This is a genomic window from Bacillus alveayuensis, assembly GCA_030812955.1.
Classification (GTDB): Bacteria; Bacillota; Bacilli; order Bacillales; family Aeribacillaceae; genus Bacillus_CB; species Bacillus_CB alveayuensis.
Map to the genome: position 1 here is coordinate 1 of JAUSTR010000029.1, position 19,424 is coordinate 19,424.

General features: G+C 35.9%; 25 protein-coding genes. 13 read left to right on the plus strand and 12 right to left on the minus strand.

Annotated features, from left to right (window positions below; all coding sequences use genetic code 11):
- Window positions 1-386: 386 nt before the first annotated feature.
- Window positions 387-623, plus strand: a complete 237-nt coding sequence (locus J2S06_RS14985; RefSeq protein ID WP_419152822.1) for a protein mistic — start codon at window positions 387-389, stop codon at window positions 621-623.
- Between the two features lie 15 nt (window positions 624-638).
- The gene (locus J2S06_RS14990; protein ID WP_419152823.1) at window positions 639-1,634 is read left to right on the plus strand and encodes a potassium channel family protein; all 996 of its coding nucleotides are present in this window, start codon (window positions 639-641) and stop codon (window positions 1,632-1,634) included.
- Here J2S06_RS14990 and J2S06_RS14995 read toward each other — a convergent pair.
- Both J2S06_RS14995 and J2S06_RS15000 read right to left on the minus strand, forming a co-directional pair.
- Window positions 1,631-2,038, minus strand: a complete 408-nt coding sequence (locus J2S06_RS14995) for a YugN-like family protein (RefSeq protein WP_419152824.1) — start codon at window positions 2,036-2,038, stop codon at window positions 1,631-1,633. The genes J2S06_RS14990 and J2S06_RS14995 overlap by 4 nt on opposite strands.
- Window positions 2,039-2,402: 364 nt before the next feature.
- Window positions 2,403-3,752, minus strand: coding sequence for a glucose-6-phosphate isomerase (locus tag J2S06_RS15000; RefSeq protein ID WP_419152825.1), 1,350 nt, complete (start codon window positions 3,750-3,752; stop codon window positions 2,403-2,405).
- Between the two features lie 240 nt (window positions 3,753-3,992).
- Between J2S06_RS15000 and J2S06_RS15005 the strand changes: the two genes are divergently transcribed.
- Window positions 3,993-4,226, plus strand: coding sequence for a DUF378 domain-containing protein (locus J2S06_RS15005; RefSeq protein WP_419152826.1), 234 nt, complete (start codon window positions 3,993-3,995; stop codon window positions 4,224-4,226).
- Between the two features lie 74 nt (window positions 4,227-4,300).
- Here the strand turns inward: J2S06_RS15005 and yugI are convergent, their stop codons facing one another.
- The 3 genes from yugI to J2S06_RS15020 form a co-directional block, all read right to left on the minus strand.
- The gene (yugI, locus tag J2S06_RS15010; RefSeq protein ID WP_419152827.1) at window positions 4,301-4,684 is read right to left on the minus strand and encodes a S1 domain-containing post-transcriptional regulator GSP13; all 384 of its coding nucleotides are present in this window, start codon (window positions 4,682-4,684) and stop codon (window positions 4,301-4,303) included.
- Between the two features lie 159 nt (window positions 4,685-4,843).
- Window positions 4,844-6,013, minus strand: coding sequence for an aminotransferase (locus tag J2S06_RS15015; protein ID WP_419152828.1), 1,170 nt, complete (start codon window positions 6,011-6,013; stop codon window positions 4,844-4,846).
- Window positions 6,010-6,510 (minus strand): Lrp/AsnC family transcriptional regulator, encoded by a 501-nt coding sequence (locus J2S06_RS15020; RefSeq protein WP_044893300.1) that lies wholly within the window; start codon window positions 6,508-6,510, stop codon window positions 6,010-6,012. The genes J2S06_RS15015 and J2S06_RS15020 overlap by 4 nt, the downstream gene beginning before the upstream one ends.
- A 418-nt stretch (window positions 6,511-6,928) precedes the next feature.
- Here J2S06_RS15020 and J2S06_RS15025 point away from each other — a divergent pair, with 418 nt between their 5' ends.
- Complete coding sequence (locus tag J2S06_RS15025) at window positions 6,929-7,729, plus strand: alpha/beta fold hydrolase (protein WP_419152838.1); 801 nt, start codon at window positions 6,929-6,931, stop codon at window positions 7,727-7,729.
- A 67-nt stretch (window positions 7,730-7,796) separates the two neighbouring features.
- On the opposite strand, the gene J2S06_RS15030 is transcribed toward J2S06_RS15025, so the two are convergent.
- Window positions 7,797-8,054, minus strand: coding sequence for a DUF1871 family protein (locus J2S06_RS15030; RefSeq protein WP_419152839.1), 258 nt, complete (start codon window positions 8,052-8,054; stop codon window positions 7,797-7,799).
- A 110-nt stretch (window positions 8,055-8,164) separates the two neighbouring features.
- Here J2S06_RS15030 and J2S06_RS15035 point away from each other — a divergent pair, with 110 nt between their 5' ends.
- Window positions 8,165-9,331: a MalY/PatB family protein gene (locus J2S06_RS15035; RefSeq protein ID WP_419152829.1), complete on the plus strand. Its 1,167-nt coding sequence runs from the start codon at window positions 8,165-8,167 to the stop codon at window positions 9,329-9,331.
- A gap of 70 nt (window positions 9,332-9,401) precedes the next feature.
- On the opposite strand, the gene J2S06_RS15040 is transcribed toward J2S06_RS15035, so the two are convergent.
- The 3 genes from J2S06_RS15040 to J2S06_RS15050 form a co-directional block, all read right to left on the minus strand.
- Window positions 9,402-9,983, minus strand: coding sequence for a superoxide dismutase family protein (locus J2S06_RS15040; protein ID WP_419152840.1), 582 nt, complete (start codon window positions 9,981-9,983; stop codon window positions 9,402-9,404).
- 57 nt (window positions 9,984-10,040) lie between these two features.
- Window positions 10,041-10,229 carry a hypothetical protein gene (locus J2S06_RS15045; protein ID WP_044893303.1) on the minus strand — a complete coding sequence of 63 codons (189 nt, stop codon included), beginning with the start codon at window positions 10,227-10,229 and terminating at the stop codon, window positions 10,041-10,043.
- A 123-nt stretch (window positions 10,230-10,352) separates the two neighbouring features.
- Window positions 10,353-11,129 carry an ATP-grasp domain-containing protein gene (locus tag J2S06_RS15050; RefSeq protein ID WP_419152830.1) on the minus strand — a complete coding sequence of 259 codons (777 nt, stop codon included), beginning with the start codon at window positions 11,127-11,129 and terminating at the stop codon, window positions 10,353-10,355.
- Window positions 11,130-11,309: 180 nt separating this feature from the next.
- Here J2S06_RS15050 and J2S06_RS15055 point away from each other — a divergent pair, with 180 nt between their 5' ends.
- A complete protein-coding gene (locus tag J2S06_RS15055) occupies window positions 11,310-11,687 on the plus strand; it encodes a kinase-associated lipoprotein B (protein ID WP_419152831.1) in 378 nt (125 codons plus the stop codon).
- Between the two features lie 39 nt (window positions 11,688-11,726).
- Here the strand turns inward: J2S06_RS15055 and kapD are convergent, their stop codons facing one another.
- Window positions 11,727-12,350, minus strand: a complete 624-nt coding sequence (gene kapD / locus J2S06_RS15060; RefSeq protein WP_419152832.1) for a 3'-5' exonuclease KapD — start codon at window positions 12,348-12,350, stop codon at window positions 11,727-11,729.
- A 463-nt stretch (window positions 12,351-12,813) separates the two neighbouring features.
- Entirely contained in the window at window positions 12,814-13,035 is a 222-nt protein-coding gene (locus tag J2S06_RS15065; RefSeq protein ID WP_419152833.1) for a hypothetical protein, read from the minus strand.
- 239 nt (window positions 13,036-13,274) lie between these two features.
- Here J2S06_RS15065 and J2S06_RS15070 point away from each other — a divergent pair, with 239 nt between their 5' ends.
- From J2S06_RS15070 to mnhG, 7 genes are read left to right on the plus strand one after another with little or no spacing between them, the layout of a single operon-like run.
- The gene (locus J2S06_RS15070; RefSeq protein WP_419152834.1) at window positions 13,275-15,674 is read left to right on the plus strand and encodes a Na+/H+ antiporter subunit A; all 2,400 of its coding nucleotides are present in this window, start codon (window positions 13,275-13,277) and stop codon (window positions 15,672-15,674) included.
- Window positions 15,671-16,108: a Na(+)/H(+) antiporter subunit B gene (locus J2S06_RS15075; RefSeq protein WP_419152835.1), complete on the plus strand. Its 438-nt coding sequence runs from the start codon at window positions 15,671-15,673 to the stop codon at window positions 16,106-16,108. The genes J2S06_RS15070 and J2S06_RS15075 overlap by 4 nt, the downstream gene beginning before the upstream one ends.
- The gene (locus J2S06_RS15080; RefSeq protein WP_419152836.1) at window positions 16,108-16,446 is read left to right on the plus strand and encodes a Na(+)/H(+) antiporter subunit C; all 339 of its coding nucleotides are present in this window, start codon (window positions 16,108-16,110) and stop codon (window positions 16,444-16,446) included. The genes J2S06_RS15075 and J2S06_RS15080 overlap by 1 nt, the downstream gene beginning before the upstream one ends.
- Window positions 16,443-17,924 (plus strand): Na+/H+ antiporter subunit D, encoded by a 1,482-nt coding sequence (locus tag J2S06_RS15085; RefSeq protein ID WP_419152837.1) that lies wholly within the window; start codon window positions 16,443-16,445, stop codon window positions 17,922-17,924. The genes J2S06_RS15080 and J2S06_RS15085 overlap by 4 nt, the downstream gene beginning before the upstream one ends.
- Before the next feature lie 6 nt (window positions 17,925-17,930).
- Entirely contained in the window at window positions 17,931-18,407 is a 477-nt protein-coding gene (locus J2S06_RS15090; RefSeq protein WP_044893310.1) for a Na+/H+ antiporter subunit E, read from the plus strand.
- Complete coding sequence (locus J2S06_RS15095; protein WP_044893325.1) at window positions 18,407-18,691, plus strand: Na(+)/H(+) antiporter subunit F1; 285 nt, start codon at window positions 18,407-18,409, stop codon at window positions 18,689-18,691. Before J2S06_RS15090 ends, J2S06_RS15095 begins: the two co-directional genes overlap by 1 nt.
- Window positions 18,675-19,016 (plus strand): monovalent cation/H(+) antiporter subunit G, encoded by a 342-nt coding sequence (gene mnhG, locus J2S06_RS15100; protein WP_419152841.1) that lies wholly within the window; start codon window positions 18,675-18,677, stop codon window positions 19,014-19,016. Before J2S06_RS15095 ends, mnhG begins: the two co-directional genes overlap by 17 nt.
- A gap of 63 nt (window positions 19,017-19,079) precedes the next feature.
- On the opposite strand, the gene J2S06_RS15105 is transcribed toward mnhG, so the two are convergent.
- Complete coding sequence (locus J2S06_RS15105; protein WP_044893312.1) at window positions 19,080-19,310, minus strand: hypothetical protein; 231 nt, start codon at window positions 19,308-19,310, stop codon at window positions 19,080-19,082.
- Window positions 19,311-19,424 lie beyond the last annotated feature (114 nt).

Genomic DNA, 19,424 nt, shown 5'->3' on the forward strand with positions numbered 1-19,424 from the left:
GGGTCAATTCGTGCGATTGACACCCCCGAATCATACCAAGAGGGCTTTTTTTATTCAAGTCCCCGAAAAAACTTCTAACAGGAATGCTCCTTTCATCTTTTTTTATACGATCAAAACTTCAAAAAGTTTCACTGTATTTTTTGGCTCTTTTCTAAAAGGGTGTTGCCTAACTGTGGCTTTTCGACTGTCAAGCAATCGATACGCTTCTTATGTCACGCTGTAGCGTGACTAACCGAACAAAAGTCGCTTGTCGCAAATGGAATTTGTCCGACCACGTGCTTGGTTCGGTTTATGGACAGTCGAAGAACAACATGTGTACGAAAACAGCCTTTTTTTGAAATGATTGTTTGTTTCTGCACATACTAACTAAATGATGAGGTGATAATATGCGAGTAACCGAAGAGGAAAAAAATCAATTAAGTGATTCGATTGACAAAATGAATGAAGCATTAGATATCTTTATTCAATTGTACAATGAATCGGAAGTAGATGAAAAGCTAATCGAATTTTCAGAGGAGACAACAAAAGCAATTCGAAGCGCTATTTCGGTGTACGGGAAAGAAACTGTAGAAAAGAAAATTAACACGATTATACATGAAATTTTTTCATTTATAAAAGAGTAAGGAGATGAGATTTTTATGAAAATAAGCAAATTGTGGATTCAATATTTAAAATGGCCTCTATATCTCCGAATTTCTATTATTGTGTTCATGATTATTTTAACATTTGGCTTTACGATTTCCCAATTAGAACCTGACCAATTTCCAACTCCTTTTGAAGGGATTTGGTGGTCACTTGTAACCATTTCAACAGTAGGTTATGGTGATTTTGCTCCAAAAACAGTAGCTGGCCGTATTCTTGGTATGGTCATGATTTTCATTGGCGCAAGTTTTATTACGGCTTATTTTTCTTCTCTATCCGCTTCAACTGTAAAAAAGCAAAATGCCAGAATTGACGGAAGCTTACCGTTTACAGGTTCTCAGCATGTGATTATCATCGGATGGAATGAAAAAGCAAATGAACTAGTCAAAATGCTTCGTAAACATCGACCGTTTCATTCAATTGTGCTAATTGATTCTTCTCTAAATTCATCCCCCTATTTGGAAGAAAAAATTCATTTTATAAAAGGAGAGCCAGCCAACGATCGTATATTGGAACGTGCAAATATTAAAGAGGCACAGTCTGTTTTCATAACCGCTGACCAACATAAAAATGAACAATATGCAGATATGCAGACTATCCTTATTTTACTTGCTGTCAAAGGATTAAACCCTTCCGTTTACACCGTTTGTGAAATCTTAACTGAAACTCAAACAAATAATGCCTTGCGAGCTGGTGCTGATGAAATGATTAAATCTTATCAATTAACGAGCCATGTCATGATCTCCAGCTTTCTTTCTCCACCTCAATATTCACAAATCTTAATGGAATTAAGTCCGGTAAATGGCACCTACACGACTCTAGAACGTATTCAAAATGAACTAGTCGGTTTAACGTTTCAAGAAGTACATGATCAATTGTTCGAATGCGAAAAAATATTGTTTGGCATAAAAAGAGGAGAGGAAATTGTTATAAATCCTCCCCGACACTACATATTATTACAAGATGATGAACTTCTGATTATCAAAAGCTAACGATCTAATAATACTTTTTCTAGTTCTTTTACGAGTGTTTTTCCTAACTCAATATATTTTTCAGGAAACGTTGCATCAGCGTCTTCTGGCTCTGAAAATTGATTAATGGAAGCAGAAAAGTTCCCAATATTCGCATGGTCATCTAACCCCATTTGGTATTGATGTGACAATAAAAAAGGACGCCCGAGTTGGACTGTAGCATTTTTCGAGTCTAGTTGTCCGTCTACCGCTTGAAAGGGAATGCGCAAAAATTGATAGCCAGCTTCATCATCTATCTTATAGTCTAAATAACCATGATCGTATTCCCAATTCCCCCCGATGACATAGCCAAGCGGTTTTAATTCTTGCTCTAATTTGTATAGATTAAATTCTTTTCCTTCAACCTTTGATCGTATTTCAATCATCGAACCATTCCTTCCTTGAATCATTTTCATTTTTATCATTTACTTCTGGGTTTTATTTCATGCTCATTAGCCATGCTGATATTTAGACAGGTTTTTTTGATCGTATTCAATAACCCCCCAATAAGAAAAGCGCAAGCGCCCCGCTTAGCGGCGTACAAACTAAGACCTTTCAGTAGGAGATAAAGGAAACTCAGGCGATCGTTGAGTTGATGTTGACTTATCGTACAGATGAAATGGGAAGTTTGCTAGCCGCTAACGCCCGGGGCTAGGCAAAAAACCAACTATGACCATGTAGTCCACAAGTTGTAAATTTATAATCCTAAACAATAAAAAAAAGCCTCACCTTAAAGGTGAAGCCTTTTTGCTATTTCAAACGCTTTTCAAGTTCTGCTTTTTTCTCTTCAAATCCAGGTTTTCCTAATAGAGCAAACATATTTGTTTTATAAGCTTCAACACCTGGTTGGTCAAATGGGTTTACGCCCATTAAATACCCGCTCATTGCACATGCTTTTTCGAAGAAATAGACGAGATAACCAAATGTATACTCGTTTAATTCAGGAATGTTTACAACAAGGTTTGGCACGCCGCCGTCTGTATGCGCAAGCATCGTTCCTTCAAATGCTTTTTTGTTCACAAAATCAACCGTTTTTCCTGCTAAATAGTTTAAGCCATCTAAGTTATCAGCATCTTCTTCAATGGTTAATTCATGGCGGGGTTTTCCAACATTTAATACGGTTTCAAATAAATCTCTTCTTCCTTCTTGAACGTATTGTCCAAGTGAATGTAAGTCTGTTGAGAAGTTTGCGGAAGCTGGGAAAATACCCTTTTGGTCTTTTCCTTCACTTTCACCAAATAATTGCTTCCACCACTCTGCAAAGTATTGAAGAGCTGGCTCATAGTTAATAAGCATTTCAATTGTTTTTCCTTTATTGTAAAGAACATTACGGACAACTGCATATTGGTAAGCTGGGTTTTCCATTAATTCAGATTTGCCAAAATCACGGCTCGCATCTTGAGCACCTTTCATCATCGCTTCAATATCCGCACCAGCTACCGCAATAGGCAATAAACCGACAGCTGTTAAAACAGAGTAACGCCCACCAACATCATCTGGAATAGTAAATGTTTCATAACCTTCCTCGTTTGCAAGTTTTTTAAGAGCGCCTCGTTCACGGTCAGTTGTCGCATAAATACGTTTTCTAGCTTCTTCTTTTCCGTACTTTTCTTCAAGGATTTTTTTGAAAAGACGGAACGCAATTGCAGGCTCTGTCGTTGTACCAGATTTTGAAATGACGTTGATGGAAAAATCTTTATCTTCTAATAAATCCATAACGTCTTTCATGTATGTAGAGCTAATGTTGTTTCCAACAAAAATGACCTGTGGTGTTTGGCGCTTTTCTTTTGGAAGAGTGTTATAGAAGGAATGGTTTAACATTTCAATCGCTGCACGAGCACCTAAATAGGACCCTCCAATACCGATAACAAGTAGTACATCAGAATCAGATTTAATTTTTTCTGCATATTTTTGGATGCGAGCAAATTCTTCACGATCATAGTTGTTCGGTAAATCAACCCAACCTAAAAAGCCACTTCCAGCACCTGTTTTTTCATGAATGGAATGATGCGCCACTTTCACAAAGTCTTGCAAGTATGTAAGTTCATGCTCTTGAAAAAAAGATAAAGCGTTTGAATAATCAAAACGAACATGTGTCATGTTTTCTCGTTCCTCCAAATTATTAAATTTATTACTCTAATTTCACTTTATCGAAATAAACAATGTAAATCAACCAAGCCTGTCAATGTAAGCGGATTTAATTTTTATTCATTTTTTTCAAAAAAATCGAACACATGCAAAATAACTGAAAAAAATCTCATGAAAAAAGTTCTTTCACGCATATTTTTATGATATTTTCGCAAATTAAACTTGAAGTACAAAAAATTAGGAGGTAGCTTCATGAGTGCAATTCAACGTATTGCCCTTGTTCTAACCATTATTGGGGCTCTTAATTGGGGACTAATTGGATTTTTTCAATTTGATTTAGTTGCTGCTATTTTTGGTGGACAAGCTTCTGCTTTATCCCGCATAGTGTATGGTATTGTTGGGATTGCTGGTTTAATTAATCTTGGATTATTATTTAAACCAGCCGCTGAGTTTGCTCGAAATGAGCCAAAACCTGAAGCACGGTAAGGGCTTCAGGTTTTAAATCTGATGGTTTTTTCAATAAAAAACTCATAGGCGTTTTGCCTATGAGTTTTTTTGAATTATTTTTTAATTAAGTCCTCTCGCTTAGATTGTTCGATCCACTCTTGTAATTTTTCCTTTAACGTATTAAATCCAGCAGGTGTTTTTTCTGATTTTTTAGCATTTCCGATCCGTTTTTTCGTACGATTTCTTTTTGGCGGCTCCTTTGCTGCACGTATGGACAGACTAATTTTACCACTATCCTCATCAATTGCTAATATTTTAACTTTAACTTCGTCTCCTACCTTTAAGTGATCTTGAATGTTTTTCACATATTGATGTGTAATTTCTGAAATATGAACAAGTCCCTGTGTTTCTTCATCAAGGGAAACGAACACCCCATATGGTTGAATACCTGTTACTTTACCTTCTACAATTGTTCCGACTTCAAATTTATTGCCCATGAAAACACTCCTATAATTAAAATTTACACTCCCGTAATACGCAATTTCAAATTATATCATATTTCTGCAAATAATCAAAAAAAGTCTATTGATCATCGCTATATTTGAATTATGTATAAAATGGATATAATAAATAAAAACCAGCTAACTAGCTGGTCATTATGAAAGAGATTGAACAAAGTGATTGATTCGTTTAATTGCTTCCTGCAGCTGTTCCATGGAAGAAGCATAGGAACAACGAATATATCCTTCTCCGCTTTCACCAAAGGCGTTTCCTGGAACAACAGCCACTTTTTGCTCCACCAACAACCTTTCAGCAAATTCTTCTGAACTCATTCCCGTATTTTGAATGCTAGGAAAGGCATAAAACGCACCGCCAGGCATATGACAATGCAACCCGATTTCATTTAAAGACTTAACAAAATAGTTTCTCCTTCTCTTGTAGCTTTTTCGCATAAACTCTACTTCTTCCATTCCATTTGTTAATGCTTCTACTGCCGCATATTGCGCCATTGTCGGTGCACACATAACCGAATATTGATGAACTTTAAGCATGGCCTGTAAAAGATCGCATTCAGCTGCAATATACCCTAAACGCCATCCCGTCATGGCAAAGGCTTTCGAAAAGCCGGAAATTAAAATCGTGCGCTCCTTCATATCCGGTAAGCTCGGAAAACTCGTAAATGGTTCATCATACGTAAGTTCTGCATATATTTCATCGACAATTACGATTAAATCATGTTCTTTCGCAATTTTTGCAATTTCCTCTAAATCTCGTTTTGATAATACCGTACCTGTCGGATTGCTCGGTGTACATAAGATCATTGCCTTCGTTTTCGAAGTTATATATTTTTTTAAAGAATATGGATTAATTTTAAATTCCTCATCTCCAGAAGTAGAAACACTAATCGGCTTTCCTCCCGCTAGGGTAACTAATGAACCATAGGAAACGAAGCAAGGCTCAATAATTAACACTTCGTCACCTTGATTTAAAATCGCTCGAAAGGCTATATCCAATGCTTGACTAGCACCAACGGTAACTAATATTTCACTTTCAAAATCATATTGAAGGTGGAATCGTTTTTGTAAGTAACGGCTAATTTCTGTTCGAAGCTCAACAATGCCTGCATTGGCAGTGTAAGCGGTATATCCTTGTTCCAATGATAAAATAGATGCTTCACGCACATTCCACGGAGTCACAAAATCTGGCTCTCCCACACCTAGAGAGATTACCCCATCCATTTTTGCTACTAAATCAAAAAACTTGCGAATACCAGAAGGTTTTAAGGTTCTTACCGTGTCTGAAATGTAGCTATTTAAAGTTTTCATGGTGACACCACGATGCGATTATCTCGGTCATCTTGATCAAAAATTTTCCCATCATGTTTATATTTTTTTAAAATAAAATGAGTGGTTGTCGAGATGACAGAATCAAGTGTAGAAAGCTTCTCCGAAACAAAATGTGCGATATCAGACATCGTTTTCCCTTCGATTGTAACAGATAAATCATATGCCCCTGACATTAAATAAACGGATTTAACTTCCTTAAAACGGTAAATTCTTTCCGCAATTTCATCAAAGCCAACTCCCCTTTTTGGTGTGACTTTTACATCAATCATGGCGGTAACCCCTTCATGGCCATCAACTTTTTTCCAATCAATAGTTGTCGAATAATCGACGATAATTCTTCTTTCTTCCAATCTTTTTATTAAAGTTTCTGTTTCTTCTACTGATAAATCAATCATTTTAGCGATCGTTTCGGTAGTCAATCGACTATCCTTTTCTAATATTTCCAAAATTTCTGTTTCTTTCTCTGTTAATTTCATCCTCATTTCCCCCAATATACCTTTCAGATAATTATAACACGACTATATATTTCTTTAAGCACTTTTAAAAAAATTTATATGTAATTTCCACTAGTGTTGATTATCCATTATTTTACTTAAACATACAGAATCGTATGGCTGAACACATGTTTTTCTGCCACATCCCTCGAACAAGAACACTAGCGGGCAAATGAATTTGGCCGCTGATGTTCTTGTTCGAGAAGTGCATGCGTATAGCATGCCCAGTCGGCAAGCGATTCGCTTGCCGACTCCGGCAGAAAAGCTAGAAATAGAGCCATCTCAACTGGTTTTTATTGGTTAATCAACACGCCTGAGTAATTTCAAAAATAACGGGAAAAATAAGCAAAAATTAACGAAGGGAGTATATAGGAAATTGCAACATCGTGTCGACAATAAAATGAAAATTCAAGGAATTAACATCCATTTTGAAAAATATATTAAAGATCCCTTTCACCCAACGATGGTATTAGTACATGGCTTTTTATCATCAACATTTAGTTTCAGAAAGCTGATCCCCTTGTTAACCAGCCATTTCAATATTATTGCCATAGACCTTCCCCCTTTTGGCAAAACGGAAAAGTCTACTCGATTTACTTATTCATACTATAATATGGCAAAAGTCATTATCGATCTTTTGCAAAGATTAAACATTCAAAAAGCGTATGCGGTTGGTCATTCAATGGGAGGACAAATCTTATTATATGCTGCCAATAAACAGCCAGATCTTTTTCAAAAAATTGTGCTGCTTTGCAGTTCAGGGTATAGGAAACGCTCCCATCCAACATTAATTATCAGTTCATATTTACCGTATTTTTCGCTTATTATTAGACGCCGGCTCAAAAATAAAGGGGTTTGGAAAAGTTTATGTGACGTTGTTCATGACCACTCGTTAATTAATCAAGAAATGATAAAAGGCTATGTAGAACCGTTTTATGACAACGCCATTTTCCGCGCCTTAACAAAAATGATCCGGGATTTAGAAGGTGATTTACCTTCTGAGGAGCTGCAGAAAATACAAATCCCTAGCTTATTAATATGGGGCGAGGAAGATCGCATTGTCCCCATTGAGATTGGAAAAAGGCTTTATCAAGATTTACCGAATTCAGACTTTATCTCTATACGAAATACTGGACATTTAGTACCAGAAGAAAGACCTCATCACGTTTCAAACTTCATATTTGATTTTTGTCTTACGTAAAAGAGATTGATCAAAAAAGAACAACATGTTCTTTTTGGTCATCTTTTTATTGATTGACAGTCTCGTCTCAAAAGAGATCACATGAAATATGGTGTTTTATACGCAATAATTTCTTGGCTATTTTCTCACATTCAGAAAGAGGAATTATTTCTTCAAAAGAGAATTCATAAATGGATTGGATTTTTTTCGCTAATTTCAAAGCGTGATTCAAACGATGGACAGCTTCTATGACATCAACGATTTCCGTTTCATAAGCATCTTCTCCATAGCCGAGCGGATCCCATTGGCAAAGCAATGCAATCATTTCTTCATTAGCTTTTCTCATTTCCAAAGTGCATCACCTTTAATACCATTTTATTTGCTTTGTCATTTTACCATAGATACGATAAAAGAAAATAGTTGTCCTCCAAATACGTTGTTGAAGAGGTGGTCAAAATGGATGAATTTAACTATGTGGTGAATCGAATAGGAACATCGTCTGTCAAATGGGATATGACGAAAAAACTTTTTGGAGATGAAAATGTATTACCAATGTGGGTAGCAGATATGGATTTTCCCTCTCCAAAACCAGTAATTGATGCTCTAATCAAACGAGTTGAACATGGAATTTTCGGTTATACATTTCCTAGCTCGGAAACAAAGCGCATCATTAAAAAATGGATCTATAAGAGACACGGCTGGGACATTTCTCCCTCTTACATAGAATTTTCCACAGGGGTTGTAAAAGCATTAAGTTCTGCCATTTGCGCCTTCACAGAGGAAGGAGATCATATTGTTATTCAACCACCTGTCTATTACCCATTCTTCGACATGGTTTCTTTAAATAATCGAGTGGTTGTAGAAAATCGATTAATTTTAAATAATGGACAATATGAAATAGATTTTCAAGATTTAGAACAAAAATTAATGGACAAAAAAGTAAAAATGCTCCTTTTATGTAATCCGCAAAATCCAAGTGGACGAGTTTGGACAAAAGAGGAATTAACGAAAATAGGTGAATTATGTTTAAAATATGATGTTATGGTCATATCTGATGAAATTCATTCAGATTTAATGCTGTTCGATTTTAAACATACACCATTTGCTTCTATCGACCATCGTTTTGCGGAAAATAGCATTACATGTATAGCACCTAGTAAAACGTTTAATCTTCCTGGCCTACAAGCTGCTGTCATCATTATACCTAATCGTAACATTCGCCAAACCTTTACACAATTTGAAAAAAAGCAAGGCTCTTTTTCCTTAAATACTTTAGGGATTACCGCAATGGAAGCTGCTTACCAGTATGGGGAAAAATGGTTAGAGAATCTTTTAATCTACTTAGAAGAAAATGTAAAGCTTTTAGAAGAGTTTATTCAAAACGAAATCCCTCAGTTAAAGGTTATTCGTCCACAATCTACATATTTAGTTTGGATCGATTGCCGCAATCTGAATAAATCGGAAAAAGAACTAAAAGATCTTTTGTTAAATAAAGGAAAATTAGCATTAGAGCTAGGAAGTAAATACGGAAAAAACGGAGAAGGATTTGTACGAATGAATATTGCTTGTCCGCGTAAAACACTTGAAGACGGTTTAAATCGCTTGAAAAAGGCTTTCACGTAATACAACAAAAAAATCGGCGAAAATTTCGCCGGTTTTTCCTCCTTAAAAAATACGTCATGACGACAATACGTCATGACGACGCATTCTTTTCTTCTGACGGCACTTCTTTTTTATCTTGACGTTTTGCTTCATCTTCGGTAATCTCGCCGCAAGCGATCCGTTCACCAGAATCGCCGGCAGGCTGCGTCATTCCATCATCCTTATTTTCCGTAATAATAATTGCCGTACCATCCTGCTTTAGCAACGAATTTTTTACACCCTTTTTTAAAGTTAATTTAGGCGCTTTTAATTTCGCATCAACTATCCCATCTTCGTCGGCAATAATATTTGGCAAATCACCAGCATGAGCTCCCTCTGGGTGCAGTAAACCATGTTTATTTTCATCAGGATTAAAATGATCACCTGCACGAATAAAATCAGGACCCTTGCATACTCCTTTTTCATGAATATGCAACCCATGCTCTCCAGGCGGCAATCCTTCTAAGAGAATAGTTAAGCCTAAACCATCCGCTTCTTCAATTAACTCAATCGTACCTAATGAATCACCGTCCTGATTAAACAGTTCAACACTCATTTTAGTCATATCATCTTCTACACACCCAGATAAGATACTGATTGCCAGCAAAACAATTATATAAGTACGCATAAATATCCTCCGCAAACCTTTCTTTATTTGAATTGTTTGCAGAAAAGAAGGATTATATGCATTTTATTCTTGCTGGTCTTTTTCCGACAGCTTCTTAAAAAGTTCATCCGCTTTCTTTTCCTCTTTTTTCGAAATGCGGATCAAAAACCAAAAAGTCGCAATCGCTAATATAAGGAACGGCACCATTTGTACAAAAGCAGAAATGTAATCGCTTTTGTCCTCTGGAAAATAAAGAATAAATGGTAATATCATAAATCCACGACCTTTCAAATAGCTTATCTTATATATATACTATATCAAAATGTCTCGAAAAATAGAAAACAGGCATTCAATCCCTATCCAAAAAATAGACAAACCGCAATGGTTTGTCCTTCATTAATTGGCAGGGCGCAAAACGCTGCCTTCCTTCATCAAGTAATCGGAAATATATTGATGGTAATGCGGATTTCTAAGTCCTGTATTTCCAAAAAAAACATTAAACTCAAATATATAAAAATGACCATCTACTTCTGCTACATCAAATCCAGCATGATTAATATTCAAAACACGAGCGATTTCTTCCACTAATTGAATCGCTTTTAGAGGCACATGATCATATAGTATGATTCCACCTTGTGATACATTTGTTAAATACTCATGTTGTTCATTAACCCGCCAATACGATTCAATGACTTGATCACCAACATAAACAATTCTCATATCTTTTTCGATTGGTAAATATTCTTGAACATATAAAACTTCGTGGGTTTCACAATATTTCGAAAAATCATTTTCATGACGAATAAAATAAACTCCACGTCCCATAGAATTGCGAATATCCTTTGCAATAAACGGAAAGGAAAAAGTGTCTAATATTTCCTCTCGGTTCAAAGTTGTGTTTGCTCGAATAAGTGTGAACGGAACATTTTCTGAAAACGTGGCCTGAAGCACACGGGTCATCTCTACTTTTGTATGACCTAGATGATAAGTGGAAATAGATGGGAAAATTTTCTTTTTTAGCCCATAAAAAATCGTATTAACTTGCCAATATTCTGGAAATAACACATATTCCGCTTGCTTCACTTCATCTATATGCTGAAACATGCTTTCAGGTTTAATATAACGAACATTGTTCATCCCTAATGTACGATAAGGATTAAAGCTTACGTACAATTCTACATCCCTGTCCTCTCAAATAAAATTAGAAAATTTGATGAGATGACGTCATCAATAGGATTATAAACGGTAAATAAATCATTGGGAAGTACTATTTTATTGGAATTCTCATATATCATTTCAAGCTTGTTCTAATATGATAAAATATAAACAACAATTCAATCAGGAGTGAAAAGGATGGAGTTTCAAGTAGGTGATCTTGTAACAGGTATTTATAAAACAGGAAAATATATAGGGGAAATTACAGAAATTAAGCCTCATCATTTTTTAGTAAAAATTAAGGCCGTATTAAAACATCCGATGCAAGGGGATCTTCATCATCCGAAGCAAGCAAATGTACCGTTTTTCCATGAACGAAAGGCGTTAAGCTATCATGAACAAACAAATATCCCAAAGCAAATGGTGCGCCGTTATGAAGGGGAAGTTCCCGATTATAACCGTTCATTAAAAAACGCTCTATTCGCACTAAAAGAAGAGTTAGAGCAAGATCAAAGTGAATGGGCTTTAATATCGCTACAATGTTTACAACGCCTAGAACAACATTATAATTTTTAAATAAAGCGAGGCCAACTAACAAAACAAAATAGTTGGCCTTTAAGTTGCTAATTTCCCTAACATTTTCGTTAAATCAATTCTTTCACCGATTGTAGTAGGTTTTGGTTTTGCTAAATATTGCTTATCTTTTTCAACTAATTGAAATATTTTATATGTTGTAAGAGCATCGTCTAAAGCACGATGATGACTGCCTGTGCCTTCTTTTCCGTATTCCTCAACCGCTTTCCAAAGACCGATTTGATTTCGATCACCGAAAAACTTTTTGTATTCCATTGATAAGTCTAACTCTTTACTCTTCAACGGGAATGGTATTCGATGCATTTGACAATTTTGGCGAAGTACTTTCATATCCATATTTCCCCACGTAACAATAGTATACTCGTCCTTATGAACGATTTCCCTTAGCTTTCGAATAAAATCCGGAAATAAAAGTCCTTTATCCACTTGCTCTTGAGAAATTCGCAAAAATTTTTTACATCGTTCTGTTAGCAAAGGAAAAAATGTTGGTTTGACATAAGTTGAATAAGTTTGGACAATAGCATCTTGATGAACGATTACAATTCCTGCCTCAATAATCTCTGGGAAAAAACCTTTCGGTGACGTTTTATGATCTGGCATCGTAAATTCAAAATCAATAAAAATATGGTGATGTCCCGTCGTCAAAAAATCGCCCCCTTTCATTCTAGCTTTACTCGGAAAGCTGGAGCGCAACATCGCTTCGAGGCTCTGCACGATAGGTCACAAAGGCAGTTCTATCCTTTTATTAACATTATATCATTTCGACTGAATAATTATCTTATATTTCCATAAAATAATAATTTTTTTAAAATATGTGCTCTTTCCCACGAAGTTATTCAAACTATAGGAGCCATGAACAATCGGTTCATATGGTAGACTTATGTTGGAGCTCTAAATAAGTTGGTTTAAACAAGATGAAGGGCATAGAAAAGTTAGAATGGCACTAAAAAACGATCCTCGGAAAAAATAGGTTGATTTTTAGCGAAACGCTGTAGTCGTTTAACAGTTTTAAAGACTTGTAATGTCAAAATTAGCTTAATGAAAAATGTATGGAGTACAAAAAATTGCCCCTTCTTTCAAAATAGAAGGAGCTGGGATGTGATATTAATTATTGTGACATAATGCGAATATATTCTCTCGGTCCGAAGCGCTCGAAAACAACTTGATTTTCAACATATGTTGAAATCGTTGCATCTGTGTTCATCTGTTCTGGTATTAGTTGTTTTTCAAAGGTATCTACATAAATCCGCTTTGTATTTTCATGCATTAGCCATGCAAATCCAAACATCGTGGCAAATATTAAAAAAGCCACTGCGACTTTTTTCGTCATTTTTTCCACCTCATTAGTATCATGCAAAAAAAGCAAAAAAAATATACATTTTGAAAAAAATTTGTTACGATATTTATGGTCATGTGAACTTGAAATTAATTTCTCCGCTAATTTTTTCCGAACATAGGCACGAGTAAAACCGTAAATAATAAAAAACACATTAGGCAATGGGAAAAACATCGGTTATAATGAATTTTGTAGAAAATTGTCGGAGAGTGAGGATGTTAGGAGGTTTTTTCATGACGCTTTTACATTGGGCAATATTGGCTCCATTTTTGTTTGCTATTCTCGTACCGATACTATATAAAGCGTTCTCGAAAATACATACAGGTTGGTTTGTACTATTCGTCCCTGTTGTTCTTTTTCTATATTTTTTACAGCTTTTGTTAAATGGCTCGCATAAAAAAACTATTACTGAAACAGTTGAGTGGATCCCATCTTTAGGTATTAACTTTACTGCATATGTCGATGGATTAGGATTATTGTTTGCTTTGCTCATTACCGGTATTGGATCGCTCGTCGTTTTATATTCCATTTATTATTTATCAAAAGAAAAAGAACAGTTAAATACATTTTATGTTTATCTCCTTATGTTTATGGGGGCAATGTTAGGGGTTGTCCTATCTGACAATACGATTGTCCTTTATACATTTTGGGAGCTTACTAGCTTTTCTTCATTTTTATTAATTGGATATTGGTATCATCGCGAGAAGTCTCGTTACGGAGCACAAAAATCGATGCTTATTACAGTCTTCGGCGGATTGTCGATGCTTGGTGGCTTTATCCTGCTTTATTTAATGACAGGTACTTTTAGTATTCGTGAAACAATTGCTCAAAGTCATTTAATTGTAGAAAATAGTTTATTTATTCCAACGATGATTTTAATTTTACTCGGTGCCTTTACGAAATCAGCACAATTTCCTTTTTACATTTGGCTACCAGATGCAATGGAAGCGCCAACACCAGTCAGCGCCTATTTACATTCCGCCACAATGGTAAAAGCGGGGATTTATTTAGTCGCTCGCCTCAGCCCTATTTTTGCTATTAGTGCAGAGTGGTTTTGGTTTGTTTCTCTATTCGGAATTTTCACATTATTCTGGGGAAGCTTTAATGCTGTGAAACAAACGGATTTAAAAGCTATTTTAGCTTTTTCAACGGTCAGTCAATTAGGGATGATCATGTCCCTGCTCGGTGTTGGCTCTGCCGCTTTGCATTACGAAAATTTTGAATTTTACACAGTCGCAACACTTGCCGCCATTTTCCATTTAATTAACCATGCAACATTTAAAGGAAGCTTATTTATGGTTGTTGGGATTATCGACCACGAAACAGGTACACGTGACATCCGTAAGCTAGGCGGCTTAATGAGCTTAATGCCTATTACGTTTACGATTGCGATTATCGGCTCCTTTTCCATGGCCGGATTACCTCCTTTTAATGGATTTTTAAGTAAAGAAATGTTTTTTACTAGTATGCTACGTGTGTTGCAAATGGATATATTTGCGGTAGAAACGTGGGGAATCTTACTTCCTGTTCTCGCATGGGTAGGAAGCGTGTTCACATTTTTATATAGTATGCTGTTAGTATTTAAAACTTTTACCGGGAAGCTTGAAAAAGAAAAATTACCGAAAAAGCCGCATGAAGCGCCAATTGGAATGCTTATACCACCAATTGTGCTAGCGTCGCTAGTGATCATATTTGGATTCTTCCCAGATTTATTGTCCTACACGCTAATCGAACCAGCAATGGCATCTGTTCTACCAAGCTTATTAGCAGAAAATGATCGTTTCCACGTTCATATTGAAATGTGGCATGGCTTAAACCCAGAGCTTTATATGACTTTAGGTGTCATTGCACTTGGTACGGTACTTTATAAAACATTACCGAAATGGAAAAAGATTTACGATTTACTGCCTAGAAAACTGACATTAAATAAGCTGTATGATACATCCTTAATTACGCTTGATCATTCAACAAATGCTTTTACACGCTTTTATATGACAGGGTTTATTCGCGACTATTTAGTCTATATTTTTGCCTCCATGATTTTGTTAGTTGGAACGAGTATCGTCGTGAAAAGTGCCTTTTCATTTGATATTGGCAAAACAGCACCAGTTGGTATATACGAGGTCATTTTAGCAATCGTTATGGTTGCTGGAGCTATTACTACTTTGTTATCCCGTTCGCGTTTAACGGCGATTATTGCTTTAGGTTCTGTAGGCTATTCACTTTCTTTATTTTTCGTGCTTTTTCGTGCACCAGATTTAGCGTTGACGCAATTAATCATTGAAACCGTTTCAGTAGCATTATTTTTACTTGCGTTTTACCACTTGCCAGAGTTAAAACGGAAAGAAAAGAAATTGCGTTTTCGCCTTGTGAATTTCATCATTTCATTAGGGGTTGGAGTGATCGTAACCATCATTGCCATCTCCGCAAATAGTGAACGTACACATGAATCGATTGCCTCCTACTTTATCGAAAATAGCTATAAGCTTGGCGGTGGAAAAAATATGGTAAACGTCATTCTCGTAGATTTCCGTGGTTTCGATACACTGTTTGAAATTACCGTTTTAGGTATTGCTGCTCTCGCCATTTATAGTATGATTCAGCTCCGCCTTTTAAGGAGGGACGAAGGTTGAAAAAAACGAACAGAAAAACGAATGATATCATTTTACAAACGATCACAAAAATCGTTCTATTTATCATTATGATTTTTTCACTATTTCTCTTTTTTTCGGGACATAATGCACCTGGAGGAGGGTTTATTGGAGGATTAATGACATCCTCTGCGATTGTCCTTTTACTCATAGCCTATGATGTAAAGACAGTGAAAAAGATTTTGCCAGTCAACTATATTAAGTTGGCGGCAGTTGGGCTTTTCATCGCTGTTATGACAGGGGCTGGCTCCTTTTTCTTCGGAGTTCCTTTTCTAACGCATACGTTCGGGTACTTTCATTTGCCCATTTTAGGTGATACCGAACTTGCAACAGCAGTTCTTTTTGACTTAGGTGTTTACCTCGTCGTAATCGGGGTAACGATGACCATTATTCAAACGATTGGGGAGACGGAATAATGGAAATTTTAATGTCCATTGTATCTGGAATGTTGTTCATGGCTGCTACATATTTAATGCTTTCCAAAAGCTTATTGAGAATTATTATTGGTACAGGCTTATTAAGTCATGGCGCCCACCTTTTGATTTTAACAATGGGTGGCTTAAAACAAGGAACGGTGCCATTACTTAGTGAATATGCCAAATCTTATGTTGATCCATTGCCACAAGCGCTCATTTTGACTGCGATCGTAATTAGTTTTGGCGTTACTTCGTTTTTCTTAGTCCTTGCTTATCGTTCTTATCAAGAACTTGGAACTGACGATATGGAACAATTAAGGGGAAATGATCAAAAATGAACAATTTCATCATCTTACCAATAATATTGCCATTGATAACAGGGATTTTGCTAATCTTTTTAAACAAACAAATAACGATTCAAAAATGGTTAAGTGGTGTGTCTTCTTTAATAGGAATTGTCATCACTGCATCTATTGTTCAAGCTGTTTATCATGAAGGCATTCAAACATTGGAAATCGGCAACTGGAAGCCACCGTTTGGAATTGTGCTAGTTGCGGATATGTATTCCAGTTTACTCGTATTAACGACCAACATTATCGTATTTGCTTGTTTGCTATTTGCCTTTCGCTCAATTGGGCTTGAAAGAGAAAAATTCTTCTTTTACCCTGGAGTGATGTTTTTATTAACAGGCGTTTCTGGCGCGTTTTTAACTGGCGATATTTTCAACTTATTCGTCTTTTTTGAAGTTATGCTGATGGCTTCCTACTTTTTAATCGTTCACGGAAATACAAAAGTCCAATTACGTGAATCCATAAAATATATATTAGTAAATGTGATATCTTCGGCTCTTTTTGTCATCTCTGTTGCTTATTTATATGCTGTAACAGGAACATTAAATATGGCAGATTTAAGTGTTCGAGTAGCTGAAATGGGACAATCAGGAATCATTTCCGTGATTTCTATCATGTTTCTGATTGTCTTTGGTTTAAAAGGAGCCATTTTTCCATTATTTTTCTGGTTGCCAGGCTCCTATCAAGCTCCTCCTTCAGCCATTACTGCCTTGTTCGGTGCTTTGCTGACAAAAGTCGGAGTATATTCGATTACTAGAGTTTTTACGCTCATTTTTATTCACGACACTTCTTTTACCCACGAAATCATTGCGTGGTTAGCGATATTAACCATTCTTTTCGGAGTAATTGGGGCCATTGCTTTCTGGGATATTCGTAAAATTATTATTTACAACATTATTACAGCAGTTGGTGTTATTTTATTCGGTGTTTCCATGTTGAACAAATCTGGTATTGAAGGTTCGATTTATTATATTATTCATGACATGATCATTAAAGGAGCTCTATTTTTACTTGTAGGAGCGATGATCGTCATTACAGGTACAAGTAATCTTCGCAAAATGGGAGGACTCATTAAAAACCATCCATTTTTGGGCTGGATGTTCTTTATTGCGGCTCTTGCCTTAGCAGGAATACCACCATTGAGCGGCTTTGTCGGGAAACTAAAAATCGTACAGTCTGGATTTGAAAATAACGAATACGTTTTCGCTTTCGTTGTATTACTTTCGAGTTTATTTGTTCTCTATTCAGTGATGAAAATCTTCATAAACGGCTTCTGGAATGAGCAAGTTTTAACGAAGGAAGAAGAGAAAGGTTCTACGAAAGGTTTACTATTACCGATTGCCATTTTACTTACGATCTCTATATTATATGGTTTGTCCATCGAGATGGTTTCCCCATATGTCACACAAGCATCTGAAACGTTGCTTGACCCATCTATTTATATCGAAGCCGTTTTAAAGGAGTAGGATCATATGGCATTTCAAATTTTATTAAATGGTTTTGTTGCGTTTATTTGGATGTTTTTACAAAACGATTATTCAGGATCAAGCTTTTTCATCGGTTATGTTTTAGGCTTACTCATTATTTTCGCTTTAAGACGATTCTTTCCTAGACGATTTTACTTATATAATGTGATAGCCGTTATCAAGCTCATCTTTATCTTTTTAAAAGAGCTTGTATTATCGAATATTGCTGTTTTAAAGGTTATATTATCACCAAAATTAACTATGCGCCCTGGCATTTTTGCCCTAGAAACAGAACTTGAAAAAGATTGGGAAATTACACTATTAGCGAACTTAATTACCTTAACACCTGGAACGCTAGTAGTAGATGTTTCCGATGATAACAAAACGTTATACATTCATGCGATGGATATCGATGATGTAGACCAAGTCCGTATGGACATAAAGAACAGCTTCGAAAAAGCGATTAAGGAGGTGAGCCGATGATGTTTCAAACCGTATTAATTGTATCATTAGCCATTATTGCGGTATCCTCATTATTGGTAATCATTCGGCTCATTAAAGGTCCATCCATTCCAGATCGTGCTATTTCACTTGATGCTATTGGCATTAATTTAATAGGAATTACGGCTATAATTTCTGTTGTTTTAGATACAAATGCTTTTTTAGATGTCATTTTACTTCTGGGGATTTTAGCCTTTATCGGAACTGTTGCGATTGCCAAGTTCCTAGAGAAGGGAGAGATTATTGAAAATGATCGTGATCAGTAAAATTATCATTGCTTATTTAATTCTCCAGGGAGCTATCTTAAATTTACTCTCGGCAATCGGAATTTTACGGTTACCTGATGTTTATACGAGAAATCATGCTGCTTCAAAGGCGGCTACACTTGGTGTGATTTCGATCATGCTCGGTGTCTTTTTATACTTTTGGATCATAACAGGGCATATTAATGCAAGAGTCCTTCTTGGAGTCGTGTTTGTCTTTTTAACGGCACCGGTTGCAGGCCATTTAATTAGCCGTGCCGCCTATCATACAAACACACCTTTATGGAAAAATAGTGTACTAGATGACTTAAAAAGAAAAAAAGGATAAGGCTTTGAGAAAGCCTTATCCTTTTTTACACGTGGTAAAGATGTGATAAATGAATCCGAACGATCATCTATTTACGTGTTGCAGATGCTGTTTGATCGTCTTTTGTGCCTCTTTTAACACAGCTTCTAAAATTTCATCTCTTTTTTCTATTGGTCCGTTATACTCCATTGTATAATCAACAATCGATTCGTTTTCAAACAAACATTCTACTTTTGCGATATCCCCTTCCATTTCAACCATAAAAACTGCTACGAACTGATCACCTAACACATAAATAGATGGATTTAAAACCAATTCGTTATACTCCTCCCCTTTTTTTTTCTTAGACGGCACAACCAACACAATAAATTAGTTGTGCCTTTTCCATTTCTCTTCAATAGTGTTTAAATATTCATTTGGTTCTTTTTT